At 63.7% G+C, this 19,984-nt stretch carries 17 protein-coding genes; 10 read left to right on the plus strand and 7 right to left on the minus strand.

Translation table 11 applies throughout. The features are described 5' to 3' along the window. The first annotated feature begins 284 nt into the window (after positions 1-284). From IFT44_RS00685 to IFT44_RS00695, 3 genes are read left to right on the plus strand one after another with little or no spacing between them, the layout of a single operon-like run. Positions 285-1,316, plus strand: a complete 1,032-nt coding sequence (locus tag IFT44_RS00685) for a TRAP transporter substrate-binding protein (RefSeq protein WP_122478479.1) — start codon at positions 285-287, stop codon at positions 1,314-1,316. Continuing rightward, positions 1,313-3,196: a TRAP transporter large permease gene (locus IFT44_RS00690; RefSeq protein ID WP_197975690.1), complete on the plus strand. Its 1,884-nt coding sequence runs from the start codon at positions 1,313-1,315 to the stop codon at positions 3,194-3,196. Before IFT44_RS00685 ends, IFT44_RS00690 begins: the two co-directional genes overlap by 4 nt. A 13-nt stretch (positions 3,197-3,209) precedes the next feature. Beyond that, positions 3,210-4,004 carry an SDR family NAD(P)-dependent oxidoreductase gene (locus tag IFT44_RS00695; RefSeq protein WP_192054420.1) on the plus strand — a complete coding sequence of 265 codons (795 nt, stop codon included), beginning with the start codon at positions 3,210-3,212 and terminating at the stop codon, positions 4,002-4,004. Positions 4,005-4,271: 267 nt separating this feature from the next. On the opposite strand, the gene IFT44_RS00700 is transcribed toward IFT44_RS00695, so the two are convergent. Then, on the minus strand, positions 4,272-5,174 hold the full coding sequence (locus tag IFT44_RS00700; protein ID WP_122714213.1) for a LysR family transcriptional regulator: 903 nt from the start codon (positions 5,172-5,174) through the stop codon (positions 4,272-4,274). Positions 5,175-5,329: 155 nt separating this feature from the next. Here IFT44_RS00700 and IFT44_RS00705 point away from each other — a divergent pair, with 155 nt between their 5' ends. Next, positions 5,330-6,397 carry a sigma-54-dependent Fis family transcriptional regulator gene (locus IFT44_RS00705; RefSeq protein ID WP_192175231.1) on the plus strand — a complete coding sequence of 356 codons (1,068 nt, stop codon included), beginning with the start codon at positions 5,330-5,332 and terminating at the stop codon, positions 6,395-6,397. 45 nt (positions 6,398-6,442) lie between these two features. Continuing rightward, entirely contained in the window at positions 6,443-7,210 is a 768-nt protein-coding gene (locus IFT44_RS00710) for an SDR family NAD(P)-dependent oxidoreductase (protein WP_192175232.1), read from the plus strand. On the opposite strand, the gene IFT44_RS00715 is transcribed toward IFT44_RS00710, so the two are convergent. Further along, positions 7,207-8,154 (minus strand): AEC family transporter, encoded by a 948-nt coding sequence (locus tag IFT44_RS00715; protein ID WP_185793546.1) that lies wholly within the window; start codon positions 8,152-8,154, stop codon positions 7,207-7,209. The genes IFT44_RS00710 and IFT44_RS00715 overlap by 4 nt on opposite strands. Before the next feature lie 211 nt (positions 8,155-8,365). Here IFT44_RS00715 and IFT44_RS00720 point away from each other — a divergent pair, with 211 nt between their 5' ends. Then, positions 8,366-9,559 (plus strand): sensor domain-containing phosphodiesterase, encoded by a 1,194-nt coding sequence (locus IFT44_RS00720; RefSeq protein WP_192175233.1) that lies wholly within the window; start codon positions 8,366-8,368, stop codon positions 9,557-9,559. 136 nt (positions 9,560-9,695) lie between these two features. Here the strand turns inward: IFT44_RS00720 and IFT44_RS00725 are convergent, their stop codons facing one another. The 3 genes from IFT44_RS00725 to potE form a co-directional block, all read right to left on the minus strand. After that, a complete protein-coding gene (locus tag IFT44_RS00725) occupies positions 9,696-11,282 on the minus strand; it encodes an ABC-F family ATPase (protein ID WP_122478465.1) in 1,587 nt (528 codons plus the stop codon). A 157-nt stretch (positions 11,283-11,439) separates the two neighbouring features. Further along, positions 11,440-13,725, minus strand: a complete 2,286-nt coding sequence (locus IFT44_RS00730) for an Orn/Lys/Arg family decarboxylase (RefSeq protein WP_192175234.1) — start codon at positions 13,723-13,725, stop codon at positions 11,440-11,442. Further along, positions 13,722-15,146 (minus strand): putrescine-ornithine antiporter, encoded by a 1,425-nt coding sequence (potE, locus tag IFT44_RS00735; RefSeq protein WP_192175235.1) that lies wholly within the window; start codon positions 15,144-15,146, stop codon positions 13,722-13,724. Before potE ends, IFT44_RS00730 begins: the two co-directional genes overlap by 4 nt. Before the next feature lie 177 nt (positions 15,147-15,323). Between potE and IFT44_RS00740 the strand changes: the two genes are divergently transcribed. After that, positions 15,324-15,542, plus strand: coding sequence for a hypothetical protein (locus IFT44_RS00740; RefSeq protein ID WP_122478457.1), 219 nt, complete (start codon positions 15,324-15,326; stop codon positions 15,540-15,542). 70 nt (positions 15,543-15,612) lie between these two features. Here IFT44_RS00740 and IFT44_RS00745 read toward each other — a convergent pair whose 3' ends face one another. Further along, positions 15,613-15,945 carry a DUF6388 family protein gene (locus IFT44_RS00745; protein WP_192057235.1) on the minus strand — a complete coding sequence of 111 codons (333 nt, stop codon included), beginning with the start codon at positions 15,943-15,945 and terminating at the stop codon, positions 15,613-15,615. A gap of 166 nt (positions 15,946-16,111) precedes the next feature. Here IFT44_RS00745 and IFT44_RS00750 point away from each other — a divergent pair, with 166 nt between their 5' ends. From IFT44_RS00750 to IFT44_RS00760, 3 genes are all read left to right on the plus strand, one after another. Next, positions 16,112-16,294, plus strand: coding sequence for a hypothetical protein (locus tag IFT44_RS00750; RefSeq protein ID WP_192136687.1), 183 nt, complete (start codon positions 16,112-16,114; stop codon positions 16,292-16,294). 66 nt (positions 16,295-16,360) lie between these two features. Next, complete coding sequence (locus tag IFT44_RS00755) at positions 16,361-16,708, plus strand: hypothetical protein (protein ID WP_192057234.1); 348 nt, start codon at positions 16,361-16,363, stop codon at positions 16,706-16,708. 91 nt (positions 16,709-16,799) lie between these two features. Then, positions 16,800-17,018, plus strand: coding sequence for a hypothetical protein (locus IFT44_RS00760; protein ID WP_122478450.1), 219 nt, complete (start codon positions 16,800-16,802; stop codon positions 17,016-17,018). 2 nt (positions 17,019-17,020) lie between these two features. Here IFT44_RS00760 and IFT44_RS00765 read toward each other — a convergent pair whose 3' ends face one another. After that, on the minus strand, positions 17,021-19,816 hold the full coding sequence (locus tag IFT44_RS00765) for an autotransporter outer membrane beta-barrel domain-containing protein (RefSeq protein WP_192175236.1): 2,796 nt from the start codon (positions 19,814-19,816) through the stop codon (positions 17,021-17,023). Positions 19,817-19,984: the final 168 nt, after the last annotated feature.

The following is a 19,984-nucleotide window of genomic DNA, read 5'->3' on the forward strand; positions in this document are numbered from 1 at the left end:
ACAGGTGTCGCTTCGTTCGCGGCAGGCGACACCTGCGGGAGACACCTGTTACATCAGGCTGTACGGCGCTTTAGGCGTGAAACGTGCGGATACATTCGAGTCGGTACAGTTTTGTTCAAGCAAAACAGGGGCTTGCTTGCCGGCGGGCGCCCTTGGATACGCTTTTTGCGCCGACGGGGCAGGGGTGGCACCCGATTTGCTTTCTCACCCTGCATCCCCAGCGCCAGCCACGGCAGCCCGGTCATCAAACCGGTCAATAAAAACAAGAAGGTCAGGAGAGCTACATGAGTGATTTCTCGCGCCGCAGTTTCATCAAGACCGCCACCCTCGCATCGGCGGCGGTCGCAGCCACTGGCCTGGGCTTGTACAGCTCGAAAAGCCAGGCGGCGGACTTCAAGCTCAAGTTCGCCAACAACCTGCCCATGATTCACCCGATGAACGTCCGGGCGCGGGAAATGGCCAAGGCGATCAAGGAAGAGACCGACGGCGCGGTGCAGATCCAGGTGTTCCCCAGCAGCCAGTTGGGCAGCGACACCGACACCCTGGCCCAGGTGCGCTCCGGCGCGGTGGACATGTTCGCCCTGTCGCCGGTGATCCTCGGCACCCTGGTGCCTTCGGTACAGATCAGCGCCGTGGGCTTCGCCTTCAAGGACTACGACCAGGTCTGGAGTGCGATGGACGGCGAGCTGGGCGCCCATGTCCGCGGGGAGATCGCCAAGACCGAGACCCTGTTCGCCTTCGACAAGATCTGGGACAACGGCTTTCGCGTCACCACCACCAGTACCCGTCCGGTGCTCAAGCCCGAAGACCTGGTCGGCATGAAGCTGCGCGTGCCGCCCAGCCCGATCATCATGTCGATCTTCAAGGCGTTCGATGCGGCGCCCACCAGCATCAACTTCGCCGAGGTGTATTCGGCCCTGCAGACCCGCATCGTCGAGGGTCAGGAAAACCCGCTGACCCTGGTGTCGTCGGCCAAGCTCTATGAAGTGCAGAAGTATTGCTCGCTGACCAACCACGTGTGGGACGGCTTCTGGATGCTCGGCAACAGCAAGTCGTTCGCCCGCCTGCCGGCGGACATGCAGGCCGTGGTGCGCAAGCACGTCGATGCCGCGGTCATGAGCCAGCGCGCCGACCTGGCGGCCTTGCAGGGCAGCATCCGCGACACCCTCAAGGAAAAGGGCCTGGAGCTGGCCGACACCGAGCCGCAGGCGTTCCGCGAGAAGCTGCGCAGCGCCAACTACTACGCCGACTGGCACGAGAAGTTCGGTGAAGCGGCCTGGGCCATCCTCGAAAAATACTCCGGGAAGCTGGCATGATGAGCGCCGAGGCGATGCCGGTCGAAAACGCTGCCATGCCCCTGCCGGCCCGGGCGCTCATCTGCCTCAACCGCGGCGCCATGCGCGTGGTCGAGGTGCTTGCCGTAGCCTTGATGCTGGTCGAGACCTGTGTACTGCTGGCCGGCGTGGTCTCGCGCTACGTGTTTCACAACCCGCTGGTGTGGACCGATGAGCTGGCCTCGTCGCTGTTCATCTGGCTGGCGATGTTCGGCGCCGTGCTGGCCCTGGATCGGGGCGAGCACATGCGCATGTCGGCGCTGGTGAACAAGCTGCCACCGGCCTGGCGTGGTTTCAGCGAAACCCTGTCGGCGCTGATCGTGGTGCTGTTCGTGGCCATGATCATCACCCCGGCGATGGTCCACTCCCACGAGCAGATGGCGATCACCACCCCGGCGCTGGGCATCCCCGACGGGGTGCGCGCGGCAGCCTTGCCGGTTGGCGCCATGCTCATGCTGCTGGCAGCGGTGTCACGCATGGCGCGCTACTCCACGCTGCGCCAGTTCGTGGCCGGCGTCGCCGTGGTCGCGGTAGTCGGCGGCACGCTGTGGCTGTCCCAGCCGCTGCTGGCGGAGATCGGCAACTACAACCTGGTGGTGTTCTTCCTGGTGCTGCTGGGTGCCTGCGTGTTCGGTGGCATCCCGATCGCGTTCGCCTTTGGCACCGCGACCATGGCCTATCTGGCGCTGGCCACCCATGCACCTTTGTCCATCGTGGTCGGGCGCATGGACGAGGGCATGTCGCACATGGTCCTGCTCGCCGTGCCGCTGTTCGTTCTGCTGGGGGTGGTGTTGCAGCTGTCGGGCATGGCCCGCACCCTGATCGATTTCATGGCCTCGCTGCTGGGCCATGTGCGCGGTGGCCTGCAATACGTGCTGCTCGGCGCGATGTTCCTGGTGTCGGGAATCTCCGGCTCCAAGGTGGCCGACATGGCCGCGGTGGCGCCGGCGCTGTTCCCGGAAATGAAGAAGCGCGGCTCCGAGCCGGAAGAACTGGCCGCCTTGCTGGCCGCCACCGGCGCCATGACCGAGACCATTCCGCCCAGCCTGGTGCTGATCACCATCGGTGCGGTGTGCAGTGTCTCGATCACCGCGTTGTTCATCGGCGGGCTGATGCCGGCGGTGGTGGCCACCGTGGTCATCGCCATCGTCTGCTGGTGGCGTTCGCGCAAGGAAGCCATGCCCACCGTCAAGCGCGCACCGATGTCGGTGGTCGCCAAGACGTTCATGATCGCCTTGCCGGCCCTGGCGTTGCCGCTGCTGATCCGCGTGGCCGTGCTCGAAGGGGCGGCGACCGCCACCGAGGTGTCGACCATCGGTGTGGCCTACGTGGTGCTGGTGGGGCTGGTGATGCACCTGTTCATGCGCCACATCGAGTTCCGCAAGGTCTACCCGATGATGATCGAGGCTGCGGCACTGTCCGGGGCAATCCTGTTGATCATCGGCATGGCTTCGGCGATGGCCTGGGCCCTGACCCAGTCGGGGTTCTCGGCCAACCTGGTCGACCTGATCAGCGAGATACCGGGCGGGGCGATCGGCTTCATGTTCGTCACCATCGTCACTTTCCTGATCCTGGGCAGCGTGCTCGAAGGCATTCCGGCCATCGTGCTGTTCGGCCCCTTGATGTTCCCGTTGGCCGAAATGCTCGGCATCCACCCGGTGCACTACGCCATGGTGGTGATCCTGGCCATGGGCATCGGTCTGTTCGCGCCGCCGTTGGGGGTGGGTTTCTACGCTGCCTGTGCCATCAGCAAGACGTCGTCCGACCACGTCATCCGGCGTGTCTGGGGGTACTTGGCGGCACTGGTGGTGGCCTTGGTCATCGTTGCCTGTTTCCCGTGGATTTCCATCGGTTTCCTTTAAGAGAGTCCTGGTCATGAGCCAAGCAGTCAGACAGCTTTCAAGCACCACCGGCGTGAAGAGCATTGGCGCAGGTCGGGTAGCTTTCATCACCGGCGCGGCCATGGGCATTGGCGCGGCAATCGCCCAGCGCCTGGGCGAGGACGGCCACCGCGTGGTGGTCGCCGACATCAACCGCGGCGCCGCCGAGGAAATGGTCGCCGGCCTGCGCGCGCAGGGGATCGATGCCGAGGCGGCGATGATCGACATCGGTGATGCCGAGTCGATCGCCGAGGTGTTCGCGAGCCTGCCGCGCTGCGACGTGCTGGTGAACAACGCCGGCATCGCCAGGACGCAAGCCTTCCTGGATTGCGACCTGGCCGATTGGCAGCGGGTACTCAACATCAATGTGACCGGCGCACTGTTGTGCGGTCAGCACGCGGCACGCTTGATGAAGGCGCAGGGCTGGGGGCGGATCATCAACGTCGCCTCCATCAGCGGCATGCGCGCGAGCGCGGGGCGCACCGCGTACGGCACGTCGAAGGCAGCGGTCATTGGCCTCACCCGGCAAATGGCGATCGAGCTGGCCGAGTACGGGATTACCGTCAACGGCATCGCGCCGGGGCCGGTGGACACGCCGCTGACCCAACGCCTGCACTCGAGTGCCACCCGCGAGTCCTACGCCCGCGCCGTGCCCATGCGTCGTTACGGCACCCCCGCGGAAATGGCCGGCGCGGTGGCCTTCCTGGCATCCGACGATGCTTCCTACATCAGCGGACACGTGATCCCGGTGGACGGCGGCTACATGGCCTCCGGCATCCTCGAAATCTGACTGCCAGGTAAAAATACACTGCGGCGTGTCAGGCATACCGCGTCAACCCTTCGCGGCCACTGACCGCTCCTACAAAGGATCTGCACAATCGCAAGCTCTCCTGTAGGAGCGGTCATCGGCCGCGAAAAGGGCACCGCGGTGTGTCAGGCATACCGCGTCAATCCTTCGCGGCCGCTGACCGCTCCTACACAGGCCCTGCACAATCGCAAGGCCCCCCTGTAGGAGCGGTCATCGGCCGCGAAAAGAGCGCCGCGATACCTCAGGGGTTCACTGATCCTGCAGCGTCGCCTCTTCCCCGGCGCGCATGGCGCTTTCCACGAACGTGGCGATGCAGGGGTTGTGGTTGTCGGCCTTCCATACCGCGACCACTTCGATCACCGGCGGTGCCACCAGCGGCCGAAAGGTGGTGGTGGTCAGGCGCATGTTACGCATCGAACGCGGAACGATGGCGATGCCCAGCCCTTCACCCACCAGATTGACGATGGTCTGCTGCATGTTGATTTCCAGCCCCACGTTGGGCGTCACGCCATGCTGCAGGCAATAGTTGACGATCATGTCATGCAGGGCCGGGGCGATGCGTCGCGGCACGATGATGAAAGTCTCTGCGGCCAGATCGCGCGGATCGATCAACGGCTGCTCCAGCAACCGATGCCCAGGCGGTAGCACCACCGTCATCTCCTCGCGGTAGATCGTCACCGTTTCCAATCCACTGCAATCCTGTGGGCGGTACATGATCGCCACATCCTTGTGGCCGCTGCTGATGTCTTGGGCCAGGTCCATGGGCAGTGTTTCGGTGAGCTTCAGATTCACCTGCGGATACTGCGCTGCGTAACGCCGGGTTATCGCGGGCGTCACGCTGTAGGCCGTCGACATCATGAACCCCACCGACAATTCCCCGGCCGCCCCGCGAGCCGCCGCCAGCGCATTGCGCTTGGCCTGCTCGAACGCCGCAAACACCGTTCCGGTGTCCAGATAGAAACGCTGGCCGGCATCGGTCAATTCCACCTGCCGCCGCGAGCGGTCGAACAGCTTTACCCCCAACTCGTCTTCCAGCAAGGCGATCTGCCGCGACAACGGCGGTTGGGAGATGTGCAGCCGCTCGGCCGCGCGGCCGAAGTGCAGGGTTTCGGCCAGCGCACGAAAGTATTGTAAATGCCTGAGCTCGATCATTGATGCTCGCAAAGGTATCAGTGGGTGCCTGATTATGGATTGGAAAACATAACTCCGCCTGCCGTATTGTGAAATGGCCACAGCGTCGAGGCTTGCGTCACGAGCGCCAGACCTCGAGATAGTCACAAGCTATAGAACAATAAAAGGTGACGCCGATGTCTTCTGTATGCGAACACACCGCACGTGCTTCGACTTCTTCGCCCGCACTTTCTTCGCCCGCCGCGTGCGATTCCGATATTGCCAACGACAGCGACCCGCAGGTTCGCCAGGCCTTTCGTCGCGCCCTGCGCCTGATGGAGCGTGGCATTGCCGTGCTCATCCAGGGCGAAACCGGCACCGGCAAGGAAGTGCTGGCCCGCGCCCTGCACGCCCACAGCCAACGCCATCGGGCGCAGTGCGTCGCGCTCAATTGCGCCTCGATTCCACAAAGCCTGATCGAAAGCGAACTGTTCGGCTACTCGCGCGGCGCCTTCTCCGGCGCGTTGCCCTGCGGCAAGAAAGGCAAGGTCCAGCAGGCCGACGGCGGCACCCTGTTCCTCGATGAGATCGGCGACATGCCGTTCGAACAGCAGACGCGCCTGCTACGGGTGATCGCCGAACGCGAAGTCACACCCTTGGGCGCCGAGCGCAGCGTCAAGGTCGACTTCGCCCTGATCTGCGCGACTCACCAGAACCTCACTGGCCTGGTGCAACAAGGCACGTTTCGCGAAGACCTGTTCTATCGCATCGCCACCGGTGTGGTGCAATTGCCGCCGCTGCGCGAGCGCACCGACCGCGCCGAATTGGTCTGCCGCATGGTGGCCAGCGAATTGCCCGGCTGCGACCCTCGGCAACTCATCGCCTCGGATGTCTGGCCACTGCTGCTCAATCATCCCTGGCCAGGCAACCTGCGGCAGATGCGTGCGGTGATTCGCTACGCCTGTGCCGTGATGGAAGGTACCCGCATCCAGCGCGCCGACCTGCCGGTGGACTTCATCGCCCAGGGCAGTGCGCCCTCCGTGTCGCCTGCCAACGTTACGCCGATCCGTCGTCCGGTGATTCTTGCCGCACCGGTGGACGAGCGCGCCGACGTGCTCGATGTGCTCAACGCCTGCCGCTGGAACATGTCGGCGGCGGCGCGTGCCCTGGGCATCTGTCGACCATCGCTGTATCGCGTCCTGCGCCGCCTGGGCATCCCGCCGCTCAAGGACCAACTGGCCCAGGGCGCCTACCTGCCAGCCTGACGCAGCCTCTGTATTGCCTGATCTTCAACCAAGGGAACAACAATAATGAATGCCCCTATCAGTCTTGCCATCACCGGCCAGGTGGCGGTGGTGACCGGTGCCGCGCGCGGCATCGGCCTTGCCATCGCCCAGGCGCTGGGTCAATGCGGTGCCCGGGTGGCAATTGCCGACCTCGACGGCGCGGCCGCGCGCGCCGCTGCCGGGCAGTTGTGCGAACTGGGCATCGATGCTATCGGTGTGGCGGTGGATGTGTCCGACGAAGCCCAGGTGCAAGCGATGGTCGACAGCGTCGAACGGGCGCTGGGCGGCATCGACATCCTGGTCAACAATGCCGGGATCGTCTCCACCGGACCGCTGCTGGAAGTCAGCGCTGCCGAATGGAACCGGGTCATGGCCATCGACCTCACCAGCGTGTTCTTCTGCGCCAAGGCCGTGTTGCCGGGCATGATGGCCCGGCGCGCCGGACGCATTATCAATATCGCTTCGGTGGCCGGCAAGCGCGGTGGCGGCCTGCTGGGCAACAGCTGCTATGCAGCGGCGAAGGGAGGAGTGATCGCCCTGACCAAGGGCCTGGCCCGTGAAGCCGGGCCGTTCAATATCACCGCCAATGCCATTACTCCCGCCTTGACCGACACCGACATGACCCGCGCCCTGAGCCCCGAGGCGCGCGCCAAAGTGCTCGCCGACATGCCGCTCGGCCGTGCCGGCTCGCCACGCGACATCGCTGCAGCGGTGTGCTTCCTGGCCAGTGGCGCGGCCAGCTTCGTCACCGGCGAGATCATGGACGTCGACGGCGGCTACATGCGCGACTAGCGCTGCACCCCGGCCGGTATCAAGGCCAGGATCAGCGACACCGTGACCAGCGACAACAGGGTCGAGACCAGGATCGCCCGCGACATGGTGTCGGCCTCACGGCCATACAGCGCAGCCAGCATGAACGGCCCGTTGCCGATGGGCAGGGCGCTCACCAGCAGTGCCGCCCAGGCCCACATCGCCGGTATGTCGAACACCCAGAACGCCAACCAGGCGGTCAGCGCCGGCTGCACCAGCAGCTTCATCGCCACCAGCATGGCCAAGGTCTTGCCGTCGGCCTTGTGCGATTTTTCCGCCGCCAGGAACAGACCGATCGACACCAGCGCACAGGGTCCGGCCGCCGCGCCGAGAAACTGGAACAGCTGGCGCACGCCCACCGGCAGCACCAGCCCGCTGTAGGCGACCAGCGAACCCAGCACCGGGGCGACCATGATCGGATTGCGCAGCAGCGATTTGCCGACTTTGAGCAGGGTACGCCCCAGGCGTTTCTCGGTTTGCTGGAAGGTCTCGATCATGATGATGGCGACAGCGAACAGCAGGCAGGCGGTCATCACCGCGCCGATCACCGCCGGGGCGATACCGGGGTCGCCGAACGTCAGCAGGCACAGCGGGATGCCAAGAAACCCGGAGTTCGGATAACCCGCCCCGAGGGCATCGATGGTGGCATCGAGAAAGTGCGCACGGGCCCGCACGCGCAGCCACAGCGTCAACAGAAACACGATGCCCATGCCCAGGCCGAAAGCCACCACATAGCCCATGTCCAGCCCGTGCAGTGTGCCCAGCCGCGCCATGGCCTCGAATAACAGGGCCGGCAAGCCGAGGTAGATCACGAAACGGTTGAGCTCGATCGAGGCATTGGGCCCCAGGACGTTGCGCCGACGGCAGACGAAACCTACCAGAATCAACCCGAACACTGGAAAGGCGACGTTGAAGATTGCGAGCATCGGGTGCTGTGTCCTGTGGACTGTTGGAAGCCCCAGTGTAGCAGCGTCGCCACCCGTGGCACGGCTAGTTGCGCCGGGTCGGCGCAATTGGCCACACCCCAACTCTCGACGCGGACCTACCGTTGGGCAACTCGTCGTTTTTTACTTGAATGCAGGGGGGGAGCTGCATCTACACTGATGGCACTATCACATTAGGAGGCGATAGTGTGTCATGACAGCCAATAACCTGATGGACCTGGTTGCGCTGAAGCCGTTGTCTGCCACCGAGGCAGGCTGTGTGGATCGCGTGTTGCGCGCCATGCGCACGCACTTGGGCATGGATGTAGCGTTCGTTTCTCATTTCCGCCAGACCGACCGCGTGTTCACTCACGTCGACGCGGCGGCGTTGATACCCCTGAGCCCCGGCGATGTGCTGGAGATGAGCGCCGGCTACTGTCGCGGCGTGGTCAGCGGCGAACTGCCTGGGATTATCCGCGATACCGGTCAATTGCCGGCTGCGATGGCCATACCGCAGACCCCCGGCCTGCCAATCGGTGCGCACATGAGCGTGCCCATTCATTTGAGTGATGGCCGCCTGTACGGGACGTTCTGCTGCTTCAGTCACGCACCGGATCCGGGGCTGACCGAACGCGACCTGAAGATGATGAAGGTGTTCGCCGAACTGATTGCCGAGCGCTTGGAGTCCGACCTGCAAATGGTCCGCGATCATGACGACAAGGCGCTGCGCGTGCTGGACGTGATCCAGTCGCAGCAGCCACGCGTGGTCTATCAACCGATCTACGACCTGCACACCATGCACGTGGCAGGCTGGGAATGCCTGTCGCGCTTCAACGGCCAACCGGCGCGCACCCCGGACGTGTGGTTCAAGGAGGCCGCCGAAGTCGGTTTGGGCAAGGAACTGGAATGCCTGGCCGTTGCTGTGGCCCTGGCCGGTCTGGCGCGGCTGGCGCCGGGCACCTACCTGAGCATCAACTGCTCACCCGAGCTGGTGCTCAGCGGACGATTGCTGGGTCTGTTCAAGAACTACCCGGCCGAGCGCCTGGTGCTGGAGATCACCGAGCATGCGGTGGTACAGGACTATGCGTCGTTGCAAGTGGCCCTGCAGCCGCTGCGGCTGCGGGGTGTGCGCGTGGCCATCGACGATGCCGGCGCCGGCTATGCCAGCATGCGGCACATCCTGCAGGTGCGTCCGGACATCATCAAGCTCGACATGAGCCTGACCCGTGGCATCGACCAGGATTTCCAGCGACGCGCCATGGCGTCGGCGTTGATCGCGTTCGCCCGCGAGACGGGGAGTGTGATCGTTGCCGAAGGCGTGGAAACCGAAGCCGAGTTGGCGCAACTCAAACGCCTGGGCGCCGCCAACGCCCAAGGCTTCCTCCTCGGCCGCCCGCAACCGTTGTAGCAGCGGCGCAAGTCGCGTCGGCGACACATGCGGTGGGTCAGGATAAACGCGATGCCCCCGGACGCGGCTCGCGCAGCTGCTACAGAGATCGCGTGATCCGCGTCCGGGGGTATGTGGGTCGAAATGCGTTGAACCCTTAGAAAACCACGCCCTGGCTGCGCAGGTAATCATCGTACGTGCCGCTGAAATCGATCACGCCATCGGCGCTCAGCTCGATGATGCGGGTGGCCAGCGACGACACGAACTCGCGGTCATGGCTGACGAAGACCAGCGTGCCCGGATAGTTCTCCAGCGCCAGGTTCAGTGCCTCGATCGACTCCATGTCCAGGTGGTTGGTCGGTTCGTCCATGAGCAGCACGTTGGGCTTCTGCAAGGTCAGCTTGCCGAACAGCATGCGGCCCTGTTCACCACCGGAAATCACCTTCACCGACTTGAGAATCTCGTCGTTGGAGAACAGCATCCGGCCCAGGGTGCCACGTACCATCTGCTCGCCCTGGGTCCACTGGCCCATCCAGTCGAACAGGTTCATGTCGTCTTCGAAGTCGTGTGCGTGGTCCTGGGCGTAATAGCCCAGCTCGGCGCTCTCGGTCCACTTCACCGCGCCCGCGTCCGGGGTCAGCTCGCCGACCAGGGTGCGCAGCAGGGTGGTCTTGCCGATCCCGTTCGGGCCGATGATCGCTACACGCTCGCCCGCTTCGACCACGAAGCTGAAGTTCTCGAACAGTGGCTTGCCGTCGAAGCCCTTGGACATCCGCTCGACGGTGACCGCCTGGCGGTGCAGCTTCTTGTTCTGCTCGAAGCGAATGAACGGGCTGACGCGGCTCGAGGGCTTGACCTCGGCCAGCTGGATCTTGTCGATCTGCTTGGCCCGCGAGGTGGCCTGCTTGGCCTTGGAGGCGTTCGCCGAGAAGCGCGAAACGAAGGTCTGCAGCTCGGCGATCTGGGCTTTCTTCTTGGCGTTGTCCGACAGCAACTGCTCGCGCGACTGGGTCGCAGCGGTCATGTATTCGTCGTAGTTGCCGGGGAACAGGCGCAACTCACCGTAGTCCAGGTCGGCCATGTGGGTGCAGACGCTGTTGAGGAAGTGCCGGTCGTGGGAAATGATGATCATGGTGCTGTTACGCGCCGTGAGAATGTTTTCCAGCCAGCGAATGGTGTTGATGTCCAGGTGGTTGGTCGGCTCGTCGAGCAGCAACACTTCCGGATCCGAGAACAACGCCTGCGCCAGCAGCACCCGCAGCTTCCAGCCCGGCGCCACTTCGGTCATCGGGCCAAAATGCTGTTCCAGTGGAATGCCCAGGCCCAGCAACAGCTCGCCGGCACGGGACTCGGCGGTGTAGCCGTCCATTTCGGCGAACTCGGTTTCCAGCTCGGCGACGGCCATGCCGTCTTCCTCGCTCATTTCCGGCAGCGAGTAGATGCGATCACGCTCGGCCTTGACCTTCCACAGCTCCTCGTGGCCCATGATGACCGTGTCGATCACCGTGAAGTGCTCGTAGGCGAACTGGTCCTGGCGCAGCTTGCCCAGGCGCACGTTCGGCTCGAGCATGACCTGCCCGCCCGACGGCTCCAGATCGCCGCCCAGGATCTTCATGAACGTCGACTTGCCACAGCCGTTGGCGCCGATCAGGCCGTAGCGGTTGCCGTTGCCGAATTTCACGGAAACGTTCTCGAACAGCGGCTTGGCGCCAAACTGCATGGTGATGTTAGCGGTGGAGATCAAGGAGCTTACCTATCAATAACTGGGGGAGCGATGGTTTCGGTGGCCGAACTGCTGGGCGATACGCGGGGAATTCAAACCGGACATTGTGCGTATTGTCGCATAGGTATGGCAGCAGTTGTACGGCGCCCGACAGTCAATTCCCCCAGCAGATGCATCCTCACTTGAGCACCAACAACCGATACTCCCCCCCATCGCTTTCAATGCCATGGGTGTCATGGGTAAACCCCGGGAATGACCGGTCGAAGCTCTCCAGAGCCCGCAGGTAGGCCAGCAGCGGTCCATCGGCGGCGCCGGCGTTTTCTCCAGGCATCAGCAACGGAATGCCAGGCGGGTAGGGCACTATGCCTGTGGCGGCGATGCGTCCGGCTGCGTTCTCCAGAGTGACCTGTTCCACTTCGTTCCTGACCAGCTTCTCGTAGGCTTCCACCGGGCTGAATTCGGCCTTGGGCAGCATGCCAAAGGCCGCGGCCATGGCTGCAGTGGTGCGGGTTTCCTTCATTGCCGCGAAAATTTCTTCGGCCAGATCGCGCAGGCCCATGCCGCTGTAGCGCTGTTGGGTGGCAGCAAGCAGGTCGGGCAGGCACAACTCCAGCTCCAGGTTGGCATCGTAATCGCGCTTGAAGTCCAGCAGCGCATTCACCAAGGTGCCCCACTTGCCTTTGGTGATACCGATGGAGAACAGGAAGAGCAGGGTGAAGTCGGTGGTCTTCTCGACCACGATGCCCTGCCGGCCCAGATACGCGCTGATCACACACGCTGGTATGCCGAAGTCCAGAAGCTCGCCGTCGTCGCCCATGCCGGGGCTCAGTATCGACACCTTGATCGGGTCGAGCATGCAGTAGCCGTCTTCGATGTCGCCGAAACCGTGCCAGACTTCGTTGGGGTGCAGGACCCAGCAGTCGGGGTCGGATTTGAGCTTGATCGGGTCGACTTCATGGAACGCGATGGCGGCACCGCCGACCGCTATCGACGGCGGCTGCCAGCAGGACACGAACCAGTCGCCGTTGGCGAGCATGTCGCTGTGCATGCGCGAGATCACCTGGCGGAAAGCGATGGCCTCCTCGAGGGATTCGTTGGTGAGAATCTGCCCGCTGGGTGCCTCCATCATGGCCGAGCTGACGTCGCACGACGCCATGATCGCGTAGTTGGGCGAGGTCGAGGCGTGCATCATGTACGACTCGTTGAAGCGTCCGTGGGGGATCGGATTGCGCCCGTTGCGCACGTGGATCATCGACGCCTGGGACAGTGCTGCGAGCAACTTGTGGGTCGACTGCGTGGCGAACACCGTGGGCTTGGACGCGTCGTGATCGTCGGGACTGCCATGCATCGCGAAGCGGTCCTTGTACAACGGATTGAACCGCGCATAGCCGTACCAGGCCTCGTCGAAGTGCAGGCGGTCGACGCTTTGCCCGAGCAACTCCTCCACGCGCGTCACGTTATAGGTCAGGCCGTCGTAGGTGGAGTTGGTGACGATGGCATGCACCGGCGTGGGGTCGATGTGACTCTTGACCAGCGGGTTGCCTGCAATCGCCGCGCGCACCCCGTCGGCACTCAAGGTCTGCGGCAGAATCGGACCGATGATGCCGAAGCGATTGCGCGTCGGCACCAGGTAGGTCGGAATCGCCCCCGACAGCGTCATCGCGTGCTCGGCAGACTTGTGACAGTTGCGGTCGCACAGCGCGATCTGGTCGCGGGTGACGCTGGCCATGAGGATCACCCGGTTGGACATCGACGAGCCGTTGGTGACGTAGTAGGTGCGATGCGCGCCAAACACCTTGGCCGCGTAGCGCTCGCCCTGGCCGATGGGCCCGCTGTGGTCGAGCAGGGAGCCCAGCTCGCCTACCGAGATGGACAGGTCGGAACGCAACAGGTTTTCCCCGAAGAACTCGTAGAACGCCCGGCCCGCCGTGCTCTTCAGAAACGCCGTGCCGCCGGCATGCCCCGGCGTATGCCAGGAGTATTCATAGCTGCGGGCAAACTTGAGCAGCGCGCCGAACATCGGCGGCAACACCGCCTGCCGATAGCGCTCGATGGCGGCCATGATCCGCCCACTGAGAAAGCGGCTGGTGTCTTCCGGCAGCCAGATGAAATCGTCGGCGTGTTGCATGACGATCAGCGGCACATTGGCGGCAGTGCTGCGATCGCTGATCAGAAACACCGGGACCCGAGTATTGCGTTCGCGCAGGGCGACCAGCAGGTCGATGCACTGCTGGTGGTGATCGCTCTCGTCCATTTCCCAACTCAGCAGCACGCACTGGATCGCCGGGTCGGTGCTCAGGATGGCCTTGGCGTCGCGCACGCTTTCCGAAGTGATCACGCTGACCGCGCGCTCTTCCACATCGGCGATGAGCTGGATCAGCGCCCGGCCGAATACCGTGCGTTTGTCGGGCTGGTTGCTGACCAGCAGTGCCAGCATCCCCAGCAGGTTTCTATGTTCCGTCATGGTCGTGCCTCCAGTGCAGGGCTGTTCAATGTCGAGTGGGGCAGACCGTTCACGGGAATCGGCTCGCCGACGATGTGCTGGGCGGCGACGGTCTGGGTCGGGGCGCTGTTGTTGACCGCTTCCAGGCGGATCAGGCGGTTGTTGACAAAACCGAACAGCGTATAGCCGACGATGGTCGCCACACCGCCAAGCATCAGCGCCTGGGCGCCCGAGCTATACAGCGCCAGGTAGCTGTAGGCCGCTGCGATCCAGGCGACGATGTTGGTCACCAGGGCTTTGTTGGCCGGTACGTTGGACACCTTCTGCAAGGTCATCAGGGTGGCCATCGACAGGATGTAGGGCACCAGGTTGGTAACCACCGCCAGGTTCACCAGGGTATCGAACTGCTTGGCCAGGTCGGGGCTGATGGTCAGCAGGGCCAGGGCCGTCTGGATCGCCAGCAGGACCAGCATGCTGATGATCGGCACACCGTGCTGGTTGACCTTGGCAAAGATCGGCAAAAAGTAACCGGTGTCGGCAGAACTCTTGAACACCTGTGCGACCGTGAACTGCCAGCCCAGCAGCGAGCCGATGCAGGCCAGGACCATCAGGCCCATGACCAGATTGCCGATCATCGGCGTGAACATCGTGGCGAACACCAGGCCGAACGGTGCGGTAGAGGACACCAGCTCGGCATTGCCGACGATGCCCGCGATGACGTTGGTGGAGACGATGTAGATCACCGCCGCGCCCAGGGTCCCGCCGAGCACGGCGATAGGCACGTTCTTTTCCGGGTTTTCCACGGCATCGCCGTTGGCGCAGGCCGACTCCAGGCCCAGGAACGCCCACAGCGTGATTGCCACCGAGGCACCGGCCGCTTCGTACCAGGGCATGTCGTGGGGGTTCCAGCCCGCCGCATAAGTGCTGCTGTTGAACCAGAACCAGCCGACCGTCGATACCAATACGACCGGGGCAATCACGCCCCACACCGTGATCGCGCCGATCTTGCCAGTGATGTTGGCCCCGCCGAAATTGGCGAAGGTGGTGATCCACAGCAGCGCAATGGTCGCCAGGCCCACTTGCAGCGAATCGAGTTTGATACCGAACAACGTCTGGATATAACCAACCGCCGTGATGCTGATCGCCACGTTGGCGATCAACAGTGACAGTCCATACGTGTAGTTGGTGATGTAGTTGCCCGACTTGCCGAACGTATATTCCGCATAGCCACCCATGCCGCCGGTCTTGCGGCTGAGCATGCCACACCGGGCGAAGGCATAGGCCAGGGCCAGGGAGCCGGTGGCCGTGATCAGCCAGGAGAGAATCGAGATGCCGCCGACTTCGGCGAGTTTCGTGGGTAACAGAACGATGCCGGACCCCAGCATGTTGACGGCTGTCAGCATGGTCAGCTGACTTACACTCATCTTCTTCATGACGGCCACTCCATTGCCAGGATCATCAGCGAGGTCTTTAGCTATAGCAAAGAATCGACAGAAGACAAGGCGACGCGTGGTTGGTCGAAGTCAGGATGCCGCTCGTCAAGCCGACGGCACTTCCAGCGCGGTTGCCGTCTCCCACTATCAGGCGCGGATGAACCGTGCCACGAAAGGAGACATATCATGGTCCAAGACAACAACCACCCGGATAACCCCTATCAAGGGCCGGCCGAGCCCGGCAGCGGGGAAGAGGGTTACCCTGATATTCACGAGAAGGACGAGAAGCACGACGAGCACGACGATGACCATGAAGGCTCGCCGGGCAACAAGGCGGTAGATGAACCAGGCCGCAACTCGCCTGTCGATGAAGACGAAGAACATTCCCTCGGCAACAGCCTGTAAGCCGCACGTTTGACTACCAGGCACACCTGCACCCTGCCGAGTGCGGGGTGCCCTTGTGAGGCGTGATTCGTCAGCTCTCTTTCAGCCCGTTGAGCTGCATGTATTCGTCCCACGGCATGCCCGCCATTTCGGCCACTTCCTTGTGCACTTCCAGACGCTGGGTTTCGAACTCCTGCGGTGTAGCCGCGGTGAGTTGCAGGGTCAATTCCCAGGCAAACATGCCTTGCGCATCGGCGAATTCCTCGAACGCCTCGTGCAGGCGCTCCGCACGGTATTCCGTGACGCTGAGCCCGGCTGCACGTGCGGCCAGCGGGTTGAGAGTGTCCAGTTCGGTTTGCAGCTCGGGACGCGCTTCGAGAAAGCGGTCCAGGGCGGCCTGGTGACGCGAATCGGGTTCTGCCATGGGGCCTTCGATGGGTAATGAGAGAGCACGGATTGTGCAGCCACGGATGCCGGCAGGCAATGCCACTGATGCGCGCTTTTGTGACGAAGTGCACGCAACGCTTTGGAACGAGCCCTGCAGCGAGGGCACTAAGGCCTATCTTCATTCATCACCGCGGGACCTTGCGATGGCCTATGTGTTGTTGCTGTTGGCAGGCGCCGTATTGGCGACTTCGGCCGCTTTGTGGCCGCAATTGTACGGCGTGTACGGCGCACCTCGGCGTTCCCGCCTGGGCGCCTGGGTGCTGGGTCATTTCGAGGTGCTTGGCGCTTTCGTTCTGTTCCTCATGGCCATGCATCTTTGTCAGTGATGGGTCGGTGATGCCGGCATCACGTGGCAGTGATACATTCGCGGTTTATTTCGAATGGAAACGACGATGCGCATCATCGCAGCAGCACTGGGCTTGTGTGTACTTACCGGTTGCACGGGCCTGAACATGAAACAGGCGCGCAGCGCAGCGCCGGTGCAAACCATGAACTCGGAAAAAACCGCGCAGAAAATAGCCCAGTGCGTTCAGTTCAGCTGGCAGGACGAAGCCATGTTCGGTGTCATGACCGATGCCTCTTCGGAGGCCAGCGAGGGCGGGTACACGGTGTTCACACCTGCGGCGACCTATTTCGCCGACATCCGCCCGCGCGGCGCCGGCAGTCTGGTCAGCTTCTATGCCCGCGAGCAGGGCGAGGTGGCCACACGTCGCCTGGCTTCGCTGGCCACCTGCCTCTGAGCGCAAGGCCTTGCGCTGCAAAGCAATCTGCACCTCGGCGCTGCGACGGCGTCATATGCGCTGAACCCCATGTGCTTTCAGCGAGGATGATATGGCACCCAGCAGTTCGACGCAGATTCCCGACCCTTTGGATCGTCCCAACGATCCGATCGAACCCGAGCCGTTTGCCGAGGGCAAGCCTGCCGAAGACCCACGTCCCGGCGACGAGAATCTTTCGCCCGTACCGATGGACCGCGATCGGGAGATGGATCCGCGTGAGGTCCGCACCCAGACCGGTGAGGCTGACATGAGCCCTGACGATTCCGCCTGAAGCTACCAACTGATGCGCACCCCCAGGCTGCCTTGCAGGCTTTCCTGGGGTTGTGCGTCCAGGCTGCGGGCGTAGTCGGCATTGAGGTACAGGCTGACATCGCTGCTCAATCGGGCTGCGATGCCCAACCCGAGCTGAGCCTGCGTGCTGCGATGCTGGGTGCGCAAGGTGTCGCTGTCATCGAACGTCACTGCGTCTTCGCCCTGGAAGGTGTGCCACAGGTTGGCCCGTACGTAGGGCTCGACCGGGGTACCGCTGACACGGTACTCGCCCTTCAAGCGCGCGCCCAATCTGGCGCGCCAATAGTCTTCGCTGTCGAAGTCCACTTTCGATACCGGGTCGCGAGCCGTGTCCAGCGTGATCCTCTGGCCGATCAGTTGCGCCTGCGGCTCCAGTGTCCAGTCCCCGGATAAAGCAATCGGATAGCCGCCTTCCACGGAAAGGGTGATGCCGTGTCCATCGAGATCCAGGCTATAGCCGCGTTCGGAGCGGCTGCGTCCGGTGAACCGGGTGCCCATGGCCACCACGTCCACGTAGCCGCCGGCCGGGCCCACCAGGGTCCAATAGGCACCTAGATTGTCGGCGCGCAGGCGGATGTCGCCGGAGGGGGTGTCGTCGAACCCCAGGGCGAAGCCACGCACCTGGCCGTCCACACGTGAATGCCCAGCGAACAGTCCTGCATGCTGGCGATAGCCGCCGTCGCCGAGGGTGGCGAACAAGTCGTGACCGACCTGGTAGCCGCGGGTGTTGCCTTTGAGGCTTGGCGCTGCGGCCCCGGCCCATTTCTGCCGCCCGTGGCTGCCGAATGTGCGTGCCCAGCCCGCCGCCAGGGCGCCGCGCTCACCGAGCAGGCTTTGTTCGCCCTGCCGCTCGTGGAAGCTGCCCAGGCTGTCCAGCGCCAGCAAGGCGGCGGCCGGAGGTACGACGCTGTAGGCCGGCACCTCGATCCGGTAGAGCACGATACGCTGGCCCGGAGTGGCCTGCGGCAAGGTCGGCGTGCCGACCGCAGCAACGGGTGCCTGGGCGGCTGGAGCCGGTTCCGTTGGTGCCGGTTCGGCCACAGGTGTTTCCGGCTGCACGGGCGCCGGCGGCACGAATGGCTCGACCGGGGTCTCCTCGGGCAGTTCGGCGTCCGGCGGTGTTACCGGTGGCGGCTCATCGACCGGGGGTTGCGTCACCGGAGGTTGGACAACGGGCGGCTCGATGATCGGAGGTTCGGCTATCGGGGGTTCGACCACCGGGGGCTGAATGATCGGCGGTTCGACCACAGGCGGTGTCACCGGCGGCGCTGCCACCACGGAAGACCGCAGGAACCAGCTGTTCTCGCTGCCTGCGGTCACGCCGCCCTTGAACAGGTAATACTGATAGGCCCCGACCGACAAGTCTTGCGCCAGGTTGAAAGCGCCGTCAGTGCTGGTCGCGCCCTGCGTGGCCTCGACCACGGCAATGCCGTTGGCGAGGGTCAGCGCGCCCTGGCCGTCGAGGTTGTCCACCGTGATCGCCGTGCTGCCGCTGATGGTGCCGCGCGCCACGATCAGCCGGTCGGCAGGCGCGTCGTCACCACCCAGCACGCTCTGCAAGCGCAAACGCGCGTCATTGCCCACATAGTTGCCAATCACAGTCAGCCGGTCACTCGCGTCGGCGCCACTGCGGGTCAGATCGATCAGGCCGGCGTTGTTCAGGGTCACCGTTTGCGCGGCGACTATCGGCCCGACCCAACCCTGGGTGGCGCCCAGCGTACTGGTGCGGTCAAGGTTGAGCAGACCGCTGTCCAGCGGCGTCGAGTCATCGGCCAGGCTCAGCCGGTCGGGCAGGTCCAGCACCGAGCCGTTGTTCAGGTTGATGGTTTCCCAGTAGCTGTAGCGCGCGCCGCCGGTGGTGCGGCTGTTGTCCAGGGTCAGGGTATCGACCCCGGCATCACCGTAGACCAGGCTGGGGGAGGCCAGTTGTGTCTCGCCCAGGTTGCTCAGCAGCGCCGTATCGTTGCCTGGGCCCAGGCTGATGGCGCCGTGGATCAGGCCCGCGTCGCGCCAGATGAAGCGGTCGTCGCCGAAGCTGAGCAAGACGTTGCCGCCGATATCACCACCGCTTACCGTCACCTGGTCGGTGCCGCCACTGACGCTGATGTTGCCGCCGATGCTGCCTGCGGAAACGGCGATGGTGTCATTGCCGAAGCCGGCAACCAGGTTGCCGTTGATGCGCCCGCCGGACAGCTCGAACAGGTTGTTGTCGAGCTTCATGTCGACCCGGCCGATGGTGCCGCCGCTCATCCGCGCGATGTCGCCGTCCTCGAAGGCGCCGACGATAGTGCCGTCGGTCATGAGAAAGGTATCCAGCCCGTCACCTTGCCCCAGAGCCTGGATCTGCCCGCCGCGCATGATGAAGTTGTCGATGCCGCTGCCTTGGTTAACCGTACCGCTGACGGTACCGCCAACGACTTCGAGCGTATCGGCGCCATCGCCTTGGGTCAGGGACAACAGGCGCCCGGCGCTGATGAACACGGTATCGGCACCCGCGCCGGTGTTCAGTGCGCCGCCCACAGTGCCCGAGCGCATCAACAAGCTGTCCTGGCCAGGGCCGAACTCGACCGCGCCGGTGATGGTGCCCGTGCCGTCGGCGGGCAGGGTAAGGCTGTTGTTGCCCAGCAGGTCGGAAAGCCCCGGCGCCGTTCCGCTGTCGCACACGTAGGCGTCATTGCCGACGCCGGGGCTGAAGGTGCAATCGGACCGGGCGTATTCGCACGGTACGGCCAGTGCGGTCAGTAGACTGGTGCGTATCAACAACTCGTTGGTATTCATTGGCAACTCCCACAGCCACGCGCGCGGATTAAACAAGGCGCGGTGGGCGATCAGGTGGTCAATGCAGACTTGCAATGCAACGAGTGTAGTCGAGAGGTTTTTAAAGTTGGTATTGAAAGCAGCTTTATATCAAGTTATTCAATAACGGTATTGATGAAAATATCTATT

Source organism: Pseudomonas sp. CFBP 13710 (genome assembly GCF_014842235.1).
Classification (GTDB): Bacteria; Pseudomonadota; Gammaproteobacteria; order Pseudomonadales; family Pseudomonadaceae; genus Aquipseudomonas; species Aquipseudomonas baltica.